Annotated in this window: 26 protein-coding genes and 4 tRNA genes; 8 read left to right on the top strand and 22 right to left on the bottom strand. The window is 55.7% G+C overall.

The genetic code is table 11. The annotated features are described in order from the left end of the window. Positions 1-40: 40 nt before the first annotated feature. The 4 genes from mtnP to CDI07_RS01305 form a co-directional block, all read right to left on the bottom strand. Positions 41-844 (bottom strand): S-methyl-5'-thioadenosine phosphorylase, encoded by an 804-nt coding sequence (gene mtnP / locus CDI07_RS01320; protein WP_088179892.1) that lies wholly within the window; start codon positions 842-844, stop codon positions 41-43. 41 nt (positions 845-885) lie between these two features. Next, positions 886-2,187: a hypothetical protein gene (locus CDI07_RS01315; RefSeq protein ID WP_088179891.1), complete on the bottom strand. Its 1,302-nt coding sequence runs from the start codon at positions 2,185-2,187 to the stop codon at positions 886-888. Between the two features lie 91 nt (positions 2,188-2,278). Next, positions 2,279-2,488: a hypothetical protein gene (locus CDI07_RS01310; protein WP_088179890.1), complete on the bottom strand. Its 210-nt coding sequence runs from the start codon at positions 2,486-2,488 to the stop codon at positions 2,279-2,281. 82 nt (positions 2,489-2,570) lie between these two features. Beyond that, the gene (locus CDI07_RS01305) at positions 2,571-3,425 is read right to left on the bottom strand and encodes a damage-control phosphatase (RefSeq protein ID WP_088179889.1); all 855 of its coding nucleotides are present in this window, start codon (positions 3,423-3,425) and stop codon (positions 2,571-2,573) included. Positions 3,426-3,841: 416 nt separating this feature from the next. Here CDI07_RS01305 and CDI07_RS01300 point away from each other — a divergent pair, with 416 nt between their 5' ends. Genes CDI07_RS01300 through CDI07_RS01280 form a run of 5 tightly spaced genes read left to right on the top strand, consistent with a single transcriptional unit; the run spans position 3,842 to position 7,032 of the window. Beyond that, positions 3,842-5,188: a signal recognition particle protein Srp54 gene (locus tag CDI07_RS01300; RefSeq protein WP_088179888.1), complete on the top strand. Its 1,347-nt coding sequence runs from the start codon at positions 3,842-3,844 to the stop codon at positions 5,186-5,188. Next, the gene (locus CDI07_RS01295) at positions 5,185-5,424 is read left to right on the top strand and encodes an Lrp/AsnC family transcriptional regulator (RefSeq protein ID WP_088179887.1); all 240 of its coding nucleotides are present in this window, start codon (positions 5,185-5,187) and stop codon (positions 5,422-5,424) included. The genes CDI07_RS01300 and CDI07_RS01295 overlap by 4 nt, the downstream gene beginning before the upstream one ends. A 4-nt stretch (positions 5,425-5,428) precedes the next feature. Beyond that, positions 5,429-5,929 (top strand): YkgJ family cysteine cluster protein, encoded by a 501-nt coding sequence (locus CDI07_RS01290; RefSeq protein ID WP_088179886.1) that lies wholly within the window; start codon positions 5,429-5,431, stop codon positions 5,927-5,929. Positions 5,930-5,983: 54 nt separating this feature from the next. Then, positions 5,984-6,700, top strand: coding sequence for a phosphoribosyltransferase family protein (locus tag CDI07_RS01285; protein WP_088179885.1), 717 nt, complete (start codon positions 5,984-5,986; stop codon positions 6,698-6,700). Positions 6,701-6,705: 5 nt separating this feature from the next. Further along, positions 6,706-7,032 (top strand): hypothetical protein, encoded by a 327-nt coding sequence (locus CDI07_RS01280; RefSeq protein WP_088179884.1) that lies wholly within the window; start codon positions 6,706-6,708, stop codon positions 7,030-7,032. On the opposite strand, the gene CDI07_RS01275 is transcribed toward CDI07_RS01280, so the two are convergent. Next, complete coding sequence (locus tag CDI07_RS01275) at positions 7,018-7,470, bottom strand: Lrp/AsnC family transcriptional regulator (protein ID WP_193432410.1); 453 nt, start codon at positions 7,468-7,470, stop codon at positions 7,018-7,020. The genes CDI07_RS01280 and CDI07_RS01275 overlap by 15 nt on opposite strands. 67 nt (positions 7,471-7,537) lie before the next feature. On the opposite strand from CDI07_RS01275, the gene CDI07_RS01270 reads away from it, so the two are divergent. Both CDI07_RS01270 and CDI07_RS01265 read left to right on the top strand, forming a co-directional pair. Beyond that, positions 7,538-7,615 (top strand) — tRNA-Arg (locus tag CDI07_RS01270). Positions 7,616-8,071: 456 nt separating this feature from the next. Then, positions 8,072-8,827 carry a metallophosphoesterase gene (locus tag CDI07_RS01265; RefSeq protein ID WP_088179883.1) on the top strand — a complete coding sequence of 252 codons (756 nt, stop codon included), beginning with the start codon at positions 8,072-8,074 and terminating at the stop codon, positions 8,825-8,827. Here the strand turns inward: CDI07_RS01265 and CDI07_RS01260 are convergent. Beyond that, complete coding sequence (locus CDI07_RS01260; protein WP_088179882.1) at positions 8,799-10,121, bottom strand: lipopolysaccharide biosynthesis protein; 1,323 nt, start codon at positions 10,119-10,121, stop codon at positions 8,799-8,801. The genes CDI07_RS01265 and CDI07_RS01260 overlap by 29 nt on opposite strands. 24 nt (positions 10,122-10,145) lie before the next feature. Further along, on the bottom strand, positions 10,146-10,445 hold the full coding sequence (locus tag CDI07_RS01255) for an FUN14 domain-containing protein (RefSeq protein WP_088179881.1): 300 nt from the start codon (positions 10,443-10,445) through the stop codon (positions 10,146-10,148). Positions 10,446-10,557: 112 nt separating this feature from the next. Here CDI07_RS01255 and CDI07_RS01250 point away from each other — a divergent pair, with 112 nt between their 5' ends. Further along, the gene (locus tag CDI07_RS01250; RefSeq protein ID WP_088179880.1) at positions 10,558-10,884 is read left to right on the top strand and encodes a PadR family transcriptional regulator; all 327 of its coding nucleotides are present in this window, start codon (positions 10,558-10,560) and stop codon (positions 10,882-10,884) included. Between the two features lie 72 nt (positions 10,885-10,956). On the opposite strand, the gene CDI07_RS01245 is transcribed toward CDI07_RS01250, so the two are convergent. The 15 genes from CDI07_RS01245 to CDI07_RS01175 form a co-directional block, all read right to left on the bottom strand. Further along, complete coding sequence (locus CDI07_RS01245; protein ID WP_012571071.1) at positions 10,957-11,115, bottom strand: 50S ribosomal protein L40e; 159 nt, start codon at positions 11,113-11,115, stop codon at positions 10,957-10,959. A 57-nt stretch (positions 11,116-11,172) separates the two neighbouring features. Continuing rightward, positions 11,173-11,260: transfer RNA gene (locus CDI07_RS01240), tRNA-Leu, on the bottom strand. Between the two features lie 41 nt (positions 11,261-11,301). Continuing rightward, complete coding sequence (gene rpsB / locus CDI07_RS01235) at positions 11,302-11,907, bottom strand: 30S ribosomal protein S2 (protein WP_088179879.1); 606 nt, start codon at positions 11,905-11,907, stop codon at positions 11,302-11,304. A 13-nt stretch (positions 11,908-11,920) separates the two neighbouring features. Next, positions 11,921-12,946, bottom strand: coding sequence for a hypothetical protein (locus CDI07_RS01230; protein WP_088179878.1), 1,026 nt, complete (start codon positions 12,944-12,946; stop codon positions 11,921-11,923). A gap of 6 nt (positions 12,947-12,952) precedes the next feature. Then, positions 12,953-13,126: a DNA-directed RNA polymerase subunit K gene (locus CDI07_RS01225; RefSeq protein ID WP_055430129.1), complete on the bottom strand. Its 174-nt coding sequence runs from the start codon at positions 13,124-13,126 to the stop codon at positions 12,953-12,955. A 21-nt stretch (positions 13,127-13,147) separates the two neighbouring features. Further along, positions 13,148-13,225 (bottom strand) — tRNA-Pro (locus tag CDI07_RS01220). A 16-nt stretch (positions 13,226-13,241) separates the two neighbouring features. Then, positions 13,242-13,439, bottom strand: coding sequence for a DNA-directed RNA polymerase subunit N (locus CDI07_RS01215; RefSeq protein ID WP_055430130.1), 198 nt, complete (start codon positions 13,437-13,439; stop codon positions 13,242-13,244). 38 nt (positions 13,440-13,477) lie between these two features. Then, the gene (locus tag CDI07_RS01210) at positions 13,478-13,885 is read right to left on the bottom strand and encodes a 30S ribosomal protein S9 (RefSeq protein WP_055430131.1); all 408 of its coding nucleotides are present in this window, start codon (positions 13,883-13,885) and stop codon (positions 13,478-13,480) included. Positions 13,886-13,896: 11 nt separating this feature from the next. After that, the gene (rplM, locus tag CDI07_RS01205; protein ID WP_088179877.1) at positions 13,897-14,325 is read right to left on the bottom strand and encodes a 50S ribosomal protein L13; all 429 of its coding nucleotides are present in this window, start codon (positions 14,323-14,325) and stop codon (positions 13,897-13,899) included. Between the two features lie 6 nt (positions 14,326-14,331). Continuing rightward, entirely contained in the window at positions 14,332-14,697 is a 366-nt protein-coding gene (locus tag CDI07_RS01200; RefSeq protein ID WP_088179876.1) for a 50S ribosomal protein L18e, read from the bottom strand. Positions 14,698-14,765: 68 nt separating this feature from the next. Further along, positions 14,766-14,853, bottom strand: a tRNA-Leu gene (locus tag CDI07_RS01195). 1 nt (position 14,854) lies between these two features. Next, positions 14,855-15,640 carry a DNA-directed RNA polymerase subunit D gene (locus CDI07_RS01190; protein WP_088179875.1) on the bottom strand — a complete coding sequence of 262 codons (786 nt, stop codon included), beginning with the start codon at positions 15,638-15,640 and terminating at the stop codon, positions 14,855-14,857. A gap of 30 nt (positions 15,641-15,670) precedes the next feature. Beyond that, positions 15,671-16,093, bottom strand: a complete 423-nt coding sequence (locus CDI07_RS01185; protein WP_088179874.1) for a 30S ribosomal protein S11 — start codon at positions 16,091-16,093, stop codon at positions 15,671-15,673. Continuing rightward, a complete protein-coding gene (locus tag CDI07_RS01180; RefSeq protein ID WP_088179873.1) occupies positions 16,090-16,632 on the bottom strand; it encodes a 30S ribosomal protein S4 in 543 nt (180 codons plus the stop codon). Before CDI07_RS01180 ends, CDI07_RS01185 begins: the two co-directional genes overlap by 4 nt. A 10-nt stretch (positions 16,633-16,642) precedes the next feature. Next, positions 16,643-17,092, bottom strand: coding sequence for a 30S ribosomal protein S13 (locus CDI07_RS01175; RefSeq protein ID WP_088179872.1), 450 nt, complete (start codon positions 17,090-17,092; stop codon positions 16,643-16,645). Positions 17,093-17,116 lie beyond the last annotated feature (24 nt).

Here is a 17,116-nt window from a genome sequence, read left to right as displayed (position 1 = left end):
CACTGGGAATTTCATTGATGAAGAAAAAAGAACAGGGAGGTCAGTCTCCGGTGGCGCCCCTGAGGGCATCCTTACAGCCACAGCGGCGCTCCTTCGGGATGTACTTGATGGACTTCATGAGGATGTACTTTATCTCCTCGCTCTTCTGGGCCATCAGCTCGACGACCTCGGTGTGGGTGAGCTTCTCCCTGCTTATTCCCGCGGCGAAGTTCGTGACGATGGCCACGCTGGCGTAGCACATCTCGAGCTCCCTCGCGAGGATCGCCTCCGGGCACTGGGTCATACCGACCACGTCGGCACCGAGTATCTTCAGGGCCCTTATCTCCGCCCTTGTCTCAAAGCGCGGCCCCTCCATGCAGGCGTAGGTCCCCATGGGGTGGTACTCAAAGCCCAGCTCCCTGGCGGCGGTTATGAGGGCCTTTCTGAGCTCCGGGCAGTAGGGGTCCGTGAAGTCCACGTGGGCGACGAACTTCCTGTCGTGGGGGCTCTCCTCGCCATCGTAGAAGGTGTAGTGCCTCGTTTTCGTGAAGTCCATGAGCTGGTCAAGAATGACGAAGTCGCCGGGCTTCATTGCCTCGTTGAGAGAACCCACGGCGGAGGTCGAGAGGATTCTCTCAACGCCCAGCTCGTGAAGGGCCCAGATGTTGGCACGGTAGTTTATCTTGTGGGGCGGAACGCTGTGACCCTCGCCGTGCCTCGCGAGAAAGGCTATCTCCTCCCCGTTGTACTCCCCGATTTTGACCCGTACCTTTCCGTAGGGCGTGCTCACGAACTCCTCCCTGACGTTCTGGAGCAGCTTCGGATCGTAGACTCCGGAACCTCCAATAATCGCTATCCTCGGCATGGTATCACCTGAAGAGAAGAGACGAAGGGAAGCTTAAAACGTTAGCCCTTCTCCCAGAGAATCCGCTGATGTTTGGCCCTCTCCTCTATGTCCTCGCTCACCTCGCCCTCGGCATGGAGTTCCAGTATCTTGGTCAGAATCTCACTGAGGAGCCATGAACCCCACTTGGGGTCCTTGACCTCAAGGGCAGCGTCTATGGCCCCGTCGATGTCCCCAGCCTTGAGCTTCGCGACGGCTATGCTTCCGAACGCCAGTGAGCGGAGGTAGTGGCCGCGGACGAGCTGGGCGAACTTAAGGGCGTCCTCAAAGTCGCCGAGCTTGGCCAGATAGGTCGCCACCTTCACCCTCACGGAGTCCTCCATCGTGCGCTCTCCGATGGTCTTAACGAGACGGCGATACTTTCCGTGGGCGGGCTTTGAGAGCAGCTGGTCCATTACGAACCCCGCTATCCTCTCAAACTCCTCCCCCTCAAGGTGGTTTATCAGGTCAAAGAGAACGTCCTCCTTGTCAACGGAGGTCTTGACGATGCCCTCGATTATCGAGAGCCTCTCGTCCGGATAAACCCTGCTCAGTATGTCCATGACGAAGTCCAGCTCCCCCTGGTTGCCCAGGCCTATGAGGAGGGATCTCAGGACGTCAAAACCCGTGTCTGAGGACATTCCAAGCGCTATGTCCACGAACTTTTCGTAAGTCGCCGTCGGAACGTCCGAGTTCTTCAGGTAGACGGCCACCTCCTTCATGGCCTCCCCAAGCCAGTACTCGCTCTTGAGCTCGGAGAGAACCCTGATGGCACTCCCGAACTCCTCCCTCTTAAGGTGCTCCTTTATGGCCTCTATGGCGGCTATGGAGTGCCAGGGCTCGTCGTCTATCTGCTCTATGATGAGCCTCGCCCTGCGCATGTTTCCTTTCCTGAGGTAGACCCGGAGTATCTTCAGAAACAGGTCGTTGCGCTTCACGGAGTCCTCAACATCGGTGGCGTAGAAGAGTGCATCGTCGGGCATGTCCAGTTCAAGGAGCCGTATAACCAGCTCTTCAAGGAGGTCGTCCTTCAGGGGTTCCGGAAAAGTCAGTATGGATTCGTAAGCCTGGTGAAAAACCTTCTGGGCGGTTTTTGAGTCGGCACGCCTGAGGTACGTTCCTATCTCCACAAGCGCCTTGACGAGGAGGACGGGGTTCTCAATAGAGGCGGCGGCGTTGAAGGCGTATTTGAAGGCGGTTTTATACTCTGGTTTTTTGGCCCGGTACATATAATAGCCAATTTTAGCGTAGGTGACCGCCCTGAGGTACTTATCCCGTATATCAGAAGCCAGCCGAAGGGCCTCGCGATAAACGTCCACAGGCATTATTTTCACCGGGAAAATTTACGATATCGGAGTATTTAATTATTTCCAACACCCCAAACAGAAGGCAAAAGGTTAGTCAAAAAACGAAAGTTCAGCCGAGCTCGTCGTAAACCACGCCGACGACCTCTCCGTCGTCCAGGGAGACGAAGCTTACCTTGGTTTTTCTACCGCTCTTGGGGTCAACAACAACGAAATCCGGCTTGGACAGATACTTACTGGTAGGCATCCTCCAGACATCGCCGTAATGGGCCCTAAGCTCCCTCAGAAACCTTTCCGCATCACGTCTAATAACGGTTGTCATCGATATCACCACTAGTATGTACTACTTCAAAATATAAAAAGCTTTCCTATAGACATTCGTCAAAGATAATATCGGCAATCGTCTAATATTTTCCCCTTACACAAACCATGGAACCCCTCGGAACCCCCAGCTCCCGTGATATGGGGTTGCACTTCGCCTTGAGCAGGAAAAAGATTCTCGGGTCTTTTAGGTCGCTCAGAGTCTCGAAATTGGCCTGTCCCTTCGCGATTATCACGTCCACCCTTTCAAAGAGCCGCAAAAACTCGGACGATGCGTACTCCAAGGGCGTTCCCGGCAACCTGGAACCGGTGGAGACCACCTTCGCGATTTCATCGAATCTTGCCTCGCGGAGGTCTTCGACGGTTGCATCGTTGATTATGGGCCCCTCCTTGGCGGCGACGTACATCTCGAGGCCCGGGAACTCCTCGCGTATGCGCTCTATGAATATCCTGTCGAAGTATATCTCACCGCAGTTGTCCACGAGGTAGAGAAGCGATTTCGCGTTCCCCAGTTCAGAGAAAAGCTCATCGCTGTGGTCGATGTAGAGCTCCTGGGAAGCGAGGCTGAGAACGTCTTCCTCGATCTTCTTTGGGTCGTAGCCAACGGCGAAGTCTATCAGATTTCCGGCTATCGCGAGTTTGAGGGCGGTTCTCAGGTCATCCACGCGGCCTATGTCCTCCGCCACGTCCCTGGCAAGCTCGGTGGAGATTCTCTTGTACTCCCCAAACGGGTCATCGTTTCCGAGGAACGCATAGAGCTCCAGGAACAGCCTCCCCCCGTCCGTCGCGGGGACTGAATCCTCCCTGAAAAATTCTCCCAGCCTCTGAGCGATGAAGAGCATCGCCCTTTTTCTCTGGGTCACGTCGTCCGTGCTCATCTCGGCTATCTTCTGAGCCTGATTGACGGCACACGCTATGCACTCGTAGTGAATTTTCATATGACCACCCAAGAGGAATAGAAAAGGGCCTTAATAAATCAAGCCCTCAGCATCTCGACGTACTCCAGCTCCTCGGGAATCGGCCTCCTTCTCCTCCTCATCTGTACCTCAACCATGTAACCGTAGAGCGCGGTCATCCACTCCATATTCCCCACCCTGTTTGAGTTCTCCAGGATTTTTTAACTCTGAGTCACGTTTAAAAGCTTTGTCAGTCCCCAAAGTCCCATTTATGTCCATAAACATTCCCCACCCTTCCGGAAAAGCAGAGATGCAGGTTTTTGTCAGGGAGTGTACATAAATTGACAGTTAAAAGGGTCTTCGTAGCCTTTCTCCCTCCAAAAGCATACATTTGAACAGAAGGCAGAAAACCCAACCGTTTATAAACTTTGGAGACTCCATCACTACGGTGGGAGAAAATGGCTTTAGAGAAGCTTGGAAAGGCACTCAACACGGCCCTCAGGAAGCTCGCCCGTTCGAGCACCGTTGATGAGGCCACCATCAAGGAGGTCGTGAGAGACATCCAGAGGGCGCTCATCCAGGCGGACGTTAACGTCAGGCTGGTTCTCCAGCTGACTAAAACCATAGAAAAGAGGGCACTTGAGGAGGAGCCCCCGGCGGGGGCCTCGAAGAAGGAGCATATAATCCAGATAGTCTATGAGGAGCTCACCAAATTCCTCGGAACCGAGGCGAAGCCCCTTGAAATAAAGGAGAGGCCGACGATTCTCCTGACCGTCGGTATCCAGGGCTCCGGTAAGACTACGAGCGTGGCGAAGCTGGCGAGACACCTCCAGAAGAGGGGCTACAAGGTCGGCCTTGTCTGCTCGGACACCTGGCGTCCTGGTGCGTATTACCAGCTCAAACAGCTCGTTGAGCCCTTTGGAATAGAGGTCTTCGGCGATCCCGAGGAGAAGGACGCCGTGAAGCTCGCCCGGGAGGGCGTTGAATACTTCAAATCCAAGGGCGTTGACGTCATCATAGTCGACTCCGCGGGAAGGCACAAGGAAGAGAAGGGCCTCATCGAGGAGATGAAGCAGATAAGCGAGGCGATAAAGCCCCATGAAGTCATCCTCGTCATTGACGGAACCATCGGACAGCAGGCCCACAACCAAGCGCTGGCCTTCAAGGAGGCAACGCCGATAGGCTCGATAATAGTTACCAAGCTCGACGGCTCCGCCAAGGGTGGAGGCGCCCTCTCAGCGGTGGCTGCAACTGGGGCACCCATAAAGTTCATCGGTGTCGGCGAGAGGATAGACGACCTGGAGCCCTTCGACCCCAAGCGCTTCGTGTCGAGGCTCCTTGGCATGGGTGACATAGAGGGCCTTCTTCAGAAGCTCGAGGAGCTCCAGAAGGAGCAGGAGTTCAAGGAGGAGGACCTTGAGAAGTTCCTCAAGGGCAAGTTCAACCTCAAGGACATGTACACCCAGCTCGAGGCGATGCAGAAGATGGGGCCGCTCAAGCAGGTTCTCCAGATGATTCCGGGAATGGGCTACTCCCTTCCTGACGATGCGGTCAAAGTCGGCGAGGAGAAACTGAAGAGATACAGGATAATAATGGACTCCATGACGGAGGAGGAGCTGGAGCATCCCGAGATAATCAACTACTCGAGGATAAAGAGGATTGCCAGAGGTTCTGGAACGAGCGCCCAGGAGGTCAGGGAACTGCTCCACCAGTACAACCAGATGAAGAAGATGTTCAAGAGCATGGACAAGAGAAAGCTTTCTAAGATGGCAAGGAAATTTAACTTTGGAGGGTTTGGCGTATGATAGAGGCCTTCGTGCTGGTCGTTGTTAAGCCGGGAACCGAGGAGAAGGTGTACAACGCCCTGGCCAAGGAAGAGAAGATAAAGGAGATATACCGCGTCTACGGGGAGTACGACGTGATAATCCGCGTGGAGGTCGAGAACATCCACGAACTCGACAGGTTCCACGACGAGACCCTGAGGAAGATAAGCAACATTGAGATGACAGAGACGCTGATAGCCAGCTCCTACAGGGGGTGAAGGTTTGGAGAAGAGGTGGGTCGCCAGGATTCACCTCGACACCCTCGAAGTCGAGTACGACTCCTCTTTTAAATTTAAGTGCATCGAAAACTGCGGGAAATGCTGCTACGAGCTTGAGATACCCGTCAGGGATGAGGATATAACTAGAATAGAGGAGCTGGGCTACAACGCCTGGGAATTCGTTGATTATGAGAAGATGTTCTACCGTGGGGACAAGTTTCTGAGCTACGCCCTCAAAAAGCGCCCCTTCGACGGAGGATGCGTTTTCCTTGACCCCGAGACCAAAAGATGCAGGATATACGAGAAGAGGCCCCTCGCCTGCAGGCTCTACCCCTTCGTCTTCGTGAAGCAGGGAAACGTCATGGAGGTTTACGTCAAGATGGACTCCTTCTGCCCCGGCCTCAACCATCCCGATGGGGAGCCCATAACCAGGGAGTTCCTCCTGAGGGAGTACGGGGACGTCATAGAAGCCTACCGCAGGAAAGTTGTGAAGAGCAGGGAGTGACCGAAACATATTTATACATTTTCTTGTTAATTTTTGGCCACCGGAGGTGAGAGAATGAGTCAGCTAAAGTCCGTTCAGGAAAAGCTCAGACTCGTCAGGGTGCTCAGGCTGCTCAAGAAGACCTACACCTACGAGGAGCTGTCCAAGATAACCGGCCTCCCCATCACGGTGCTCAACAGGTACGTGAGGGGGAAGGTCCTGCCGAGTGCCGAGAGGACCAAGGAGCTCCTAGACCTGCTGCTCCCCTACATTAACATAGAGGAGGAGGTTAGGAAGAGGATAAAATTCGACGAGTACGGGTTCTTTGACAACATGCCCGTCCTCAGCGACACGGCCTTGATGAGCCTCATAGCGGAGGACGTTGCGAGCAGGTACATGGACAAGAACGTGGACAAGGTGCTCACCGCGGCAACCGACGGAATCGCCCTCGGTGTCCACGTTGCCAGGGAGCTCAGCGTTGATGTCGTCTACGCCAAGAAGAAAAAGGAGGTCGGAGTCGAGAAGTTCTACGAGGTCAGCTACGTGCCGAGCGCCTCTGGAAGCGTGACAACTCTCTACCTGCCACAGTGGGCGCTCAAAAAGGGCGAAAACGTCCTTATCGTTGACGACGTAATCAGAAGCGGTGAAACCCAGAGGGCCCTCCTCGAGATGTGCAGAAGGGCCGGAGCGAAACCGGTCGGTATGTTTTTCCTCATAAGCGTCGGCGATGTCATAGACCACCTAAAGAAGGACTACAGCATCCCCGTCGAGAGCCTTATTCGGCTGGAGTGATACGGATGAAAGTGTTCATCTACAACGCCGATGGCCTCACGATACCAGTGGAGGTCGAGCTCGGCCTCCCCTTCAAATTCGTCTGTACTGAAGAGGAGTGTGGCAGAGAGGTCGTGATAGAGGGCGTCGTCAGGCTGGCGAGCGAGGAGGAGTTCACTCAGACCATCGAGGACACCATAGCGGAGAACTCGGACTTCAAAAAGATACGCGAGATAACCGCCAAGATGCTCATCTTCGAGGGGAAGGTGAACGGAAAGGAGGTAAAGCTCCCCGTTGAGAGCTTTGACGACTTCGCAAAGCGTTTCTTGGATGAGGTCTTAGTCCTCCGTTAGCTTAAGCCGCAGATCCTCCTTCACAACCTGCATCGCCACGCTCGTGTTCGTTTTTTCTACCCCTTCTAATGAGAGGAGCCACTTGACGAAGCGGTTCATATCGGCCCTGTCCTTGAACTTGGCAACCACGACTATGTCGAACTCCCCCGTTATGTCGTAGACCATTATCACCCTGTCGCTCTGGGCTATTTCCCGCTCTATCTCGACTATCCTCCTGCCCTGGGCCTTGACCCCTATGACCGTGGTGAGGCCAAAACCAAGCTTCTCGTAGTCGAGAATAGGCGCAAAACCCTTGATTATTCCCTCCTCTTCCATCCTCTTGATGCGGTTGTACACGGTTCCCACGGCAACCTTCAGTTCGCGGGCTATCTCGCGATAGGAGAGCCTAGCGTTCTCCTGGAGCAGAGAGAGTATCTTAAGGTCCAGCTCGTCCACCATTCTCACCACCGGGAAGAATACACCGTAAACTTTAAATACCCTTCCCTTGGAGGGAATAGCGGGCAGTGGACCGGTAGCCTAGCTAGGATAGGGCGGCGGCCTCCTAAGCCGCAGGTCCGGGGTTCAAATCCCCGCCGGTCCGCCACAACAACCCTTTCTAACGAAAGCGTTGACGGAAAGATAGTGTGCAATTTTGAAATGCTTGTTTTCCAAGGGGATTACTCTTCAATTGCCAATCCAATAGCGTTTCACTCACTCAAGGCGTTCGAAGAACGCCAGAATAAAAATGAAACCCGTTCAACAGCCTATTTTAAAGTTAAACCCTCCTCACGGGCAAATTTCAGAGTGCACATCATCCTTGCGCCAGTTGACAGAAAGAGAACCTCCTGATAAACTGTTCTCAAGGCTTCAGCGCTCTTCTCACTACTCAAGCAATGTTCCGCGATGAAGGAGGTCTTACAGTATTTCCCAAGGAACACAAGCCCCCAGCAGATGCCAAATCGAGCGTGGGGCAGGGGTCCATTCATCCCGGTTTCCCGAAAGATTTAAATATCCTTGAGCTTTTAGTTAATTTAGGTAAGAAAAAGTTGGAGGTGAGAGCATGGTGTACGTTGCGGTTCTGGCGAACGTCAACGGGAACCTCCCAGCGCTGGCAAAGGCCCTTGAGAAGATAGAGGCCCTCAAAGAGGAGGGCTACGAAATCGAAAAGTACTACATCCTCGGGAACGTGGTTGGCCTGTTCCCCTACCCGAGAGAGGTTCTGGACACCCTGGACGACCTCATAAAGAACAACAGGGTCAGCGTCATCCGCGGTGAGTTCGACCAAGTGATAGCCGCGAGCGACCCTCATGCGGAGGGGCAGGATTATATAGACAAGGTGGACTATCCGGAGTACGTCAAACGGGCGCTTAAGTACACATGGGAGAGCCTCGGTCACGAGGGCAGGGAGTTCATAAGGGACCTGCCGATTTACCTCGTTGACAGGATTGGAAAGAACGACATCTTCGGCGTCTACGGAAGCCCACTCGACCCATTTGGGGGAAAAATCCTGCCGGAGCAGCCGACGAGCTACTACGAGGCCATAATGCGCCCCGTGAAGGACTACGAGATACTCTTCGTGGCCTCGCCGAAGTACCCGGTCAACGCCATGACCCGCTACGGAAGGGTCGTCTGCCCGGGAAGCATAGGATTCCCGCCCAGCAGGGAGCACAGGGCCACGTTCGCCCTGGTGGACGTTGATACACTCCACACGAAGTTCATAGAGGTCGACTACGACAAGAGGCTCATCGAGGAGAGGATACGCAGGGAGGGCCTTCCCGAGGAGCTCGTCAAGATCCTCTACCACGGAAGGATTTGATGAGTTCTATCCCCTCCATTATTTCCCTTCTCTCGTAGGCGAGGAAAAGGAGGAATCCGAGGAGTACCGCGTACTTGGATAGGAATACCAGGGACTGAAGGAGCAGCGCCACGACCAGAGGGACGTATATCCCGGGGGATATTCTCAAAAGACTTCTGGCATAGTGGGCGACTCCGATGAGTATAAGGCCGTAGCCGAGGGTGAGGCCAACCATTACACCTATCGCCTCAAAGGCCGGGATGAGGTATAACCACGAGAGGAGAACTGCAAAGGCTCCAAGGAGCGCCACAAAGGTTCCTTTTTTAACGTAGGCGGTCGAGTTGAGGGCGACTATGCTGGGGTTGTAGGCTATGTAGACCTCCATCGCCATGAGGGCGAGGTAGAATGCAGGACCGACGTCGAAGCCGAATATTGCTGAGAGGACCTCCCTGCCCAGGAGCATTAGGACGAATATGGCAGAGCCGGTGGCGAGTATCAAAAAGGCCGTTGTCTTCTCGGCGAGGAGCCTAACGTAGTCGTCCTCGTTCCTGCCGTATTTGTACGAGAAGAGGGGCATTATGGCGGACTGGAGAACCTGGGGCAGGTACGTTAGGAGGAAGGCCGCGGAGAGTATCGCCGACACCACCCCCGCAACTTCGGGGCTGGATAGGTACTCGCTCATGAAATAGGGACCCTGTATCAGGAAGACGCCCGACAGAGTTCCCAGGAACGCAAAGGATGAATACGAGAGGAGCAGGCTCATCTCGCTTTTTCTCGGCTTTCCAACGAGATCGAACCTCACCAGATAAGCGGCGGAGAAAACCGCTATCAGGCCCAGGAAGAGCAGGTACGGGGCAAAGATGTTGGGAAATAAAAATCCTGCCAGAAAGCCCATGAAAGCCAGGGTTATTATGTACGCGTAATGTTCCCCCCTGTGGATGCCGTAGAGGAAGTTTCTGAGGGTCAGCTGAATCCCCCTGAGGGTTGCAAGGATTCCCAGGTAGAGGTTCAGGGGGAGCAGGAGCAGTCCGGTAAGGGGAAGGAGAAAGGCTGGAAGGGTTATGGAGCGTATTGAGTCGGTTTTGCCACCCCCCAGGAACTCGGAGGCGTACTTGCCGAGGGCTACCGCGAAAAAGCTCAGGGGTATCGCAGCAAAGAATGCCTTCGAGATCAGAGAGTTGGCCATCCCCAGCTCCTCAACGCCGAAGCGCCTGGCAACTATTGCGCTGTACAGAAACCGGGTTAATCCCGTGAGGCCCAGGGCAATCACCGATGCCAGTGAATGGCGTAGAATGACCCGGCGCTCGTAGCTCATGGATGGAGAAGGAAAGGGGAAAATTTAACCTTTGTGGAAGCCGAGGGCAAAGCCGCCGAGGAAAGCGGCCGTTCCAGGAAGGAGGGCCATTACCTTCTCCCCGAGGGTCAGGATTTCATGGGTCCACTCACCGGCCAGATTGAAGAGCTTGTCCTTGTCGATTATAAGGACTCCTTTCTGCTCAAGCCACAGGAGACTAACCAGGTAGGCGCCGATTAGTGCCAGTGCCAGCTTCATCACCTTCTTGACAGCGTAGCCCGTCACGAAGCCCACCACTGCACCAACGCCCATGTCGCCCATCATGGCGCTTACGTCGAACTCCATAGTACGCTCACCTGTAGAATACTAGCCTCCCCGAGGATAAAACGTTTTTGCCAAAACGTTTAAATTACACGATTCCAAAATATTTCCAAAGCATAAAAGTAGGTGTGAGAACATGACGACCCCGATGGAGAGGCTCAAGAACAAGATAACGAAGGAGGTTCTGTGGCTCTACATCCTGAGGCTCCTGAAGGAGAGACCCATGTACGCGTACGAGCTCAAGGAGAGGATAAGGGAAGCCTTCAACTTCGAGCCCGCAACGGTCAGTTCATACGTCGTCCTCTACAAGCTGGAGAAGGACGGCTACGTTACCGCGGAGTGGCAGGAGAGCGAAACCGGAAAGCCGTCGAGGAAGTACTACAGGCTCACCCCGGAGGGCGAGAAGCTCTTCGAGGAAGGAATAGCCTTTCTTGAGGACATGCTCTCGAAGCTCAAGGAGTGAATTTCTTCAAACTTTCTCGGTTTGATAATGCGTAGAAAAGTGCAAAAGAGAAACCTTTGAGGGCCAGAGCCCTCAGCGTCCCATTCCACCGCGCGGCTCTCTCGCCTTCGGGCGGAGACCCTTGTAGCCGCACTTCCTGCACTTCTTGGCCTTCCACGGGTTGGTAGCGCCGCAGCGCATGCATATGTACTTCCTAAAGATTCTGGCCTCAGCCTCTGGGAATCTCGCCATCGTGATCACCTCATGATCTTAATCCAACACACCTACCGCAACGGACTTTTAAAGCTTTGGTGCGGGGGACGGGATTCGAACCCGCGTAGCCCTGCGGCAGCGGATCTTAAGTCCGCCCCCTTTGGCCAGGCTCGGGCACCCCCGCGCGAGGGAGTGTAAAGCGGGGGGAATTAAAAGCTTTCCCCCTCAGGTTCTGATGATCCTCATCTCAAAGTCCTCAACCGGAACCTTGAAGTCCTCCCTGCTCTCTATCTCCTTCCTGTTGTAGAGTACCTCCCTCGCGAGGATCCAGTAGATGAGCGCGAGAGCCTTTCTACCCTTGTTGTTGGTTGGAATCGCAACGTCGACGTAGCTGAGGAAGTTCTCGGTGTCGACGAGGGCCACTATCGGGATTCCTATCTCGATGGCCTCCTTCATGGCCTGGTGGTCGGCCCTCGGGTCGGTGACTATGAGGACGTCCGGCTCCATGAAGTTCTTGACCTTCGGGTTGGTCATGGTTCCCGGCAGGAAACGGCCCGGAATGGCCCTGGCACCGGTGACGTCGCCGAACTTCTTGACCGGCTTCTGACCGTAGAGCCTGACGCTGACGGCGAGGATGTTCGCCGGGTCGAACTTGGCCAGGAACTTGCCGGCAACGCGGAGCCTCTCGTCGGTCTTCCTGACGTCAAGGACGTAGAGACCGTCCTGTCTAACGCGGTATATGAACTTCTTCATGTCCTGGGTCTTCTGCTGGGTGCCGATGTGGACACCGGCGGCAAGGTACTGGTCGAGTGGAACAAGGTATTCCTCCATTCTTCACACCTCCTCATCCTTCAAAGGTTATTATCCTACCCCTTTCACCCAAATCTTCGGCTATTCTTATCAGCTCGTTCAGCTTGGCGATGGAGTCCCCCCGGAGCACCATCGCCGGGCAGCGCAGACCCACCGCGAGGTGGGCCAATGCCTCATCGGAGGACTCGTAGCGAGCCTCCGCGAGGATGGGGGTTATCCTCTCCGACTTCGCGTCGTTCACGAGGTTGTATAAGTCGGTGAGCGTGCCTAGGTTTATCGGCTTTATTGACAGGGCGTTGTAGTAGCGCCTGTCGAGTATGTCCTTCTCGCGGAAGAGGTGCTCGCCGTCAACGAACACCCCGTGGGTGCCTGCTATGAGCTCGAGGAAGAGCTCCTCGTCGCCGAGGGGCTTTATGTAGGCGACGTTGTTGTCCTCAACCAGGGAGAGTACCTCCTCGGTCTCCATCGGAACCTTCTGCACGAGCCCGATGGCAACTTCGAGGCCGAGCTCGTCGGTTGCCTTTTCCGTGGCCTTCGAAAAGGCCTCCACCGTTCCGGTCTCCGCGTGCTCAAGGACCTTGTTGGCGGCGTCGACGACGTCGGTTATCTCCATGAGGTCACGGACCATCACGTAGTAGTCGAAGGCCTCACCGCTCGCTATCTCAAGGATTGGAACCGGTAGCTCGGTCGTGAAGGTGCCGCCGATATAGCTGTACAGGGGCATCCTCTTGACGCTCGCTGCGGCTTTGGCGACCGCTATCGAGACGGCCAAAGCCGTGTTGGCCCCGATGTGGCTGAAGTCCTCGGTGCCGTCTATCTCCCAGAGGTAGCTGTCTATGAGCTCCTGCTCGCCCGCGTCGAAGCCTATCAGCTCGGGCCCGATTATCTCGTCAACTTCGCTCACGGCGCGGTGAGCCTCGGCTATGTAGAGGCTCGGGTTCTCGTCCACGGGCGCGGCAAATCTTCCAAAGCCCGAGCTCGTTATGACGTCTACCTCGACGGAGTACTTTCCACCCTTGAGCACCGCGACCCTGCCGATTACGTTCTCTATCACGGTCATCTTTCATCAGCTCGGCCTGATTACGGTGAGCGGGATTATGCCTTTCTCGAACTCGAGCAGCGCGGCGTCGAGCGGCGTGATTCCTTCCGGGACGTCGATGAGTATGGGCGCACCCATCGCTATCTGGAGGGCCCTTGCTCCAATTATACGGGCCTTTTCAAACCTCGTGTACCTGAACATTCCAACCACCCGTGCAAATTTTGGTGGGGCCGCCGGGATTTGAACCCGGGTCTCCGGCACCCCAAGCCGGGAGGATAGACCAAGCTACCCCACGGCCCCCCAGAAATGTGGTTTTTCAGTATACTCTGTAAACCATTACCTGGTCGATGAGCTCGACGTGGCTCAGCAGGGTTCTCCTGCAGCAGTACCTCTCGATCCCGAGGTCGTCGAGGACCTTCTCGGGATCCTCGCCCTTCTCAACCCGGGCCTTGAATTCGTAGTATTTGTCCCCTATGACCTTTCCACACGTGAAGCACCTGACGGGAACTATCACCCGTATCACCTTCTCGAATGAATATTAAAGGAAAGCCATCAGCGGTAGGACTTCTGCCTCTTGGCGCGCGGACCCTTGGTTGAGCGGTTGGGCTTGTGCGGCTCGGTTCTCCTGCTGTCCCCGACGAGCATGGTCCTGTCGTACTTCATAAACTTTTCCTTGAGGTTCATGTCGTTCGTCCACTCGACGAGAGCCCTTGCTATGGCAACGCGGGCAGCCTCAGCCTGTCCCATGAAGCCTCCGCCCTCGACCTTAACGTCTATGTCGACCTTGCTCACTATTTCCTCGCCAGCGAGGACGAGCGGCTCCATGATGGTGAAGCGCGCTATCTCGGGCTCGATTATCTCAACGGGCTTGTGGTTGATCCTGACGCGGCCCTTTCCTTCCCTTATGGTGGCCCTCGCGATGGCCGTCTTTCTCTTACCAGCAGTCTGGATGACCTTCATTTTCTCTCACCTCAGAACTTTCCACCGAGGAACTTGGCAACCTCGCCAACGGTAACGTACTTCGGAGTTGCGAGCCTTGACATGTGGGCCTCGATTATGGTCTCAAGCTCCTTGCCCTCGAACTCCTTCGGAACTCCGGCGTAAACCTTGAGCCTCTTGAAGGCCTTCCTTCCGCGGTCGGTCTTCCAGGGGAGCATTCCCCTGACGGTTCTCCTGACTATCTCGTCGCTCCTCTTCGGATAGAACGGACCCTTCCTCGGGTTGGTCCTGGTTCTCAGCTCGGTTCTCTGCTTGTACTTGGCGAAGATGTCCTCGCGGTTTCCGGTGATGATGGCCTTGTCGGCGTTGACTATGACGACTTCCTCGCCCTCGAGGAGCATCTTGGCGACCTTCGAGGCGAGCCTTCCGAGTATGAGTCCTTCAGCGTTAATTATCCTCATGGCCCATCACTCCATTATGATTACTCCACTACCCTTCGGGTTCCTCTCGATGAGCTCCTCAATAGTGAGGACCTCTCCACCGGCCTCGACTATCTTCTTCTTGGCCGTCTCGCTGAACTTCCAAGCGGCAACGGTGACCTTGTGCTCGAGCTTTCCTGCACCGAGGACGCTTCCCGGGACGATGATGGTGTCGCCCTCCTTGGTGTAGCGGTTGATCCTGCTGATGTTCACTTCAGCCCTCTGCCTCCTGGGCCTCTCAAGGCGCCAGGCTATGTCCTTCCATATCTTAACCCCTTCTTCGTTAGACTTCTTTCTGAGGTAGCGGATGAGCCTCCTCAGGTTGATGTCAGTGGGTCCGGTTCTCTTGACCATGAACATACCTCCTTAACGCTCTCTCGCAGGTGGGAAACCGACAGGTCCAACGGGGTGAGCGTAAATACTGGTGCGGGGGCGGGGATTTGAACCCCGGAACCCCTACGGGACGGGACCCTGAATCCCGCGCCTTTGACCAGGCTCGGCAACCCCCGCGTCAGTCGGACGCTAATTTATGGAGTTCGCTTATAAATCTATCGCTCTTCCTCATGAGGATTTTGAGGGCTATGGCCACGATTTCCTCAACGGGGAGCTCTCCGTTGGTCTCCACGGTAAACACGAACGCCCCGGGAACTACCTCTTCCCTAATCTTATCACCCTGGTAGGCCTCGAACTTCCTCGGCAGGTAGAAGGCCTTGGTGGTCGTGATGATGAACTCCCCCTCGGTCTCCTCGACCGGAAGGCCGCGCCTCTCGGCGAGCTTCTTAAGCTCCTCCCAGTCGGGAATCTCCTTGCTCACGTGAATCTTCGTCAGGTACTTGTAGTAGACGAAGCCGGGCTGCCACTTGGCGTGATCCCTGCCACGGCCGAGCTTGGCGTAGGCGTTGAGTGTAAGCCTCTGCCCCTCCGCGAGCTTGACTATCGGTATGTCAGGGTTGGCGGGCTTGACGCCCTCATCGTCGCTCTTGAGGTCACCGGAGTAAACCATTCCCGGCCCTTCAGCCTCAAGGGAGAGCGTGACGGTATAGTCGTCGAGCTCAAGGGCATCCAGCGAGAATCTCTCAACCGGGGTGGTGAGCGGAATCATCGCCAGCCTGTGGGCGATTATCTCGTCAAAAAGGGCTGAATCGTTCTCGAAGAACTCGACCTCGTCAACGGCGAAGGTGGGAACCTCGGCAAGGATGGTTCTCCTCAGGGCGTTGGCGAAGGGAACGTCAACTCCCTCGACGAGGAACTTAATCGAGTCCTCCCTTTTCTCAAGAATCTGAAACTTTGGCTCCATCGGCATCACCAAAAAAGAAGTTGTTGGGGGTCAGACGCGCCTGCCCCTTCTTCCGCCCTTCGGCCTGGTGCCGTCGTGCGGAATCGGGGTGACGTCCTCGACCCTTCCTATCCTCAGACCGGCCCTAGCGAGCGCACGTATGGCTGCCTGGGCACCCGGTCCGGGGCTCTTGCTCCTGCTTCCACCGGGGGCGCGAACCTTGATGTGAACGCCGACGAAGCCCTTCTCCATGGCCTCCTCGGCGGCCCTTCTGGCGGCAATCATGGCCGCGTACGGGGAGGGCTCGTCCCTGTCGGCCTTGACGACCATACCACCGCTCCACCTGCTGACGGTCTCGGCCCCGGTGAGGTCGGTGATGTGGATGATGGTGTTGTTGTAGGAGGAGTAGATGTGGGCAACTCCCCACTTCTCCTTCTTCTTAAGGTTAACCTGCTGCTGAACTTCCTCACTCATGAGGCCTCACCCTGCTTAGCCTGTTCAATAACCATCCTCTCAGGGTGGCTCTCCTTCGCGAAAGGAGAGGTCTTCGAGTAGGTTATGGCGTCTTCCTCCTCCCTGAGGACGAGGTATCCCGGGGAACGGATGATCTGTCCGTTGACCTCGATGTGGCCGTGGACTATGAGCTGCCTGGCCTGCCTGATGGTCCTGGCGAGGCCCTTCTTGTAGACGAGGGTCTGAAGGCGCCTGTCGAGGACGTCCTCAACGGTGAGTGAGAGAACGTCATCCAGGACGGCATCGGCCGGAAGGAGGCCAAGCCTGTTGAGCCTCTGGAGGAGCTGAACCCTCTCGACCTCTGCCTGCTTGCCGCGGGCAGCGAGGAGGCGCCTGGCCCTACGCCTGAACTCCTTGAGCTGGGTCTCGTGGCGCCAGAGCTCCTTCTTGTTTTTGAGGGCGTACTTCCTCATGAGGACTCTCTCGCGGTCGAGCCTCTCCTTAATCCAGGGGTGAGAGGGAGTCTCGTACCTCTTCCTCTGCCTCTTAGGGTCTCCCATCTAAACCACCTCACTTCTTCTTCCTTCTCACGCCAATGGTCGAGCCGTGCCTGAAGTTCGACCTGGTCCTCTGTCCGCGGAGCGGCAGGCCGAGCTCGTGCCTTATGCCGCGGTAAGCGCGTATTCTCCTGAGTCTGTTGACATCCTCACGCCAGGCCATGACGAGCTTGGCGGTGATGAGGTGCATGTCCTTGCCGGTCTCGTAGTCCTTCGGCCTGTTGACTGCCCAGGCGGGTATACCGTGGGCGATTGGGTCTTCGAGCACTTTCTCAATCTTCTTGACCTGCTCGTCGGTGAGGTAACCGGTCTTCATGTACGGGTCGATTCCTGCAACCCTGAGCACCATCGTAGCGAAGTTTATGCCTATACCCCTGATGCCCGTAAGGGCCCATCTCAACTGCTTATTTCCGTCCAAATCAACTCCCGCTACACGGACGATGTGTCTGAAGTTGTCCGTCATTACGAATACACCTCCATCTCAATC

The organism is Thermococcus sp. 5-4 (assembly GCF_002197185.1).
In the GTDB taxonomy this organism is placed as follows: domain Archaea; phylum Methanobacteriota_B; class Thermococci; order Thermococcales; family Thermococcaceae; genus Thermococcus; species Thermococcus radiotolerans.
The sequence above is the reverse complement of the archived record's forward strand: the minus strand, read 5'-3'. Positions and strand labels throughout refer to the sequence as shown.

Coding starts and splice junctions, on each gene's coding strand:
- CDI07_RS01190 (WP_088179875.1), bottom strand. CDS start 15,640: ATGGAGCCAAAGTTTCAGATTCTTGAGAAAAGGGAGGACTCGATTAAG.
- CDI07_RS01280 (WP_088179884.1), top strand. CDS start 6,706: ATGAAAGTGTTCATCTACAACGCCGATGGCCTCACGATACCAGTGGAG.
- CDI07_RS01305 (WP_088179889.1), bottom strand. CDS start 3,425: ATGAAAATTCACTACGAGTGCATAGCGTGTGCCGTCAATCAGGCTCAG.
- CDI07_RS01300 (WP_088179888.1), top strand. CDS start 3,842: ATGGCTTTAGAGAAGCTTGGAAAGGCACTCAACACGGCCCTCAGGAAG.
- CDI07_RS01180 (WP_088179873.1), bottom strand. CDS start 16,632: ATGGGAGACCCTAAGAGGCAGAGGAAGAGGTACGAGACTCCCTCTCAC.
- CDI07_RS01310 (WP_088179890.1), bottom strand. CDS start 2,488: ATGACAACCGTTATTAGACGTGATGCGGAAAGGTTTCTGAGGGAGCTT.
- rplM (WP_088179877.1), bottom strand. CDS start 14,325: ATGAGGATAATTAACGCTGAAGGACTCATACTCGGAAGGCTCGCCTCG.
- CDI07_RS01250 (WP_088179880.1), top strand. CDS start 10,558: ATGACGACCCCGATGGAGAGGCTCAAGAACAAGATAACGAAGGAGGTT.
- CDI07_RS01265 (WP_088179883.1), top strand. CDS start 8,072: ATGGTGTACGTTGCGGTTCTGGCGAACGTCAACGGGAACCTCCCAGCG.
- CDI07_RS01315 (WP_088179891.1), bottom strand. CDS start 2,187: ATGCCTGTGGACGTTTATCGCGAGGCCCTTCGGCTGGCTTCTGATATA.
- CDI07_RS01175 (WP_088179872.1), bottom strand. CDS start 17,092: ATGACGGACAACTTCAGACACATCGTCCGTGTAGCGGGAGTTGATTTG.
- CDI07_RS01295 (WP_088179887.1), top strand. CDS start 5,185: ATGATAGAGGCCTTCGTGCTGGTCGTTGTTAAGCCGGGAACCGAGGAG.
- CDI07_RS01210 (WP_055430131.1), bottom strand. CDS start 13,885: ATGAAGGTCATCCAGACTGCTGGTAAGAGAAAGACGGCCATCGCGAGG.
- CDI07_RS01255 (WP_088179881.1), bottom strand. CDS start 10,445: ATGGAGTTCGACGTAAGCGCCATGATGGGCGACATGGGCGTTGGTGCA.
- mtnP (WP_088179892.1), bottom strand. CDS start 844: ATGCCGAGGATAGCGATTATTGGAGGTTCCGGAGTCTACGATCCGAAG.
- CDI07_RS01245 (WP_012571071.1), bottom strand. CDS start 11,115: ATGGCGAGATTCCCAGAGGCTGAGGCCAGAATCTTTAGGAAGTACATA.
- CDI07_RS01185 (WP_088179874.1), bottom strand. CDS start 16,093: ATGAGTGAGGAAGTTCAGCAGCAGGTTAACCTTAAGAAGAAGGAGAAG.
- CDI07_RS01260 (WP_088179882.1), bottom strand. CDS start 10,121: ATGAGCTACGAGCGCCGGGTCATTCTACGCCATTCACTGGCATCGGTG.
- CDI07_RS01275 (WP_193432410.1), bottom strand. CDS start 7,470: ATGGTGGACGAGCTGGACCTTAAGATACTCTCTCTGCTCCAGGAGAAC.
- CDI07_RS01225 (WP_055430129.1), bottom strand. CDS start 13,126: ATGTTCAGGTACACGAGGTTTGAAAAGGCCCGTATAATTGGAGCAAGG.
- rpsB (WP_088179879.1), bottom strand. CDS start 11,907: ATGGAGGAATACCTTGTTCCACTCGACCAGTACCTTGCCGCCGGTGTC.
- CDI07_RS01285 (WP_088179885.1), top strand. CDS start 5,984: ATGAGTCAGCTAAAGTCCGTTCAGGAAAAGCTCAGACTCGTCAGGGTG.
- CDI07_RS01230 (WP_088179878.1), bottom strand. CDS start 12,946: ATGACCGTGATAGAGAACGTAATCGGCAGGGTCGCGGTGCTCAAGGGT.
- CDI07_RS01200 (WP_088179876.1), bottom strand. CDS start 14,697: ATGGTCAAGAGAACCGGACCCACTGACATCAACCTGAGGAGGCTCATC.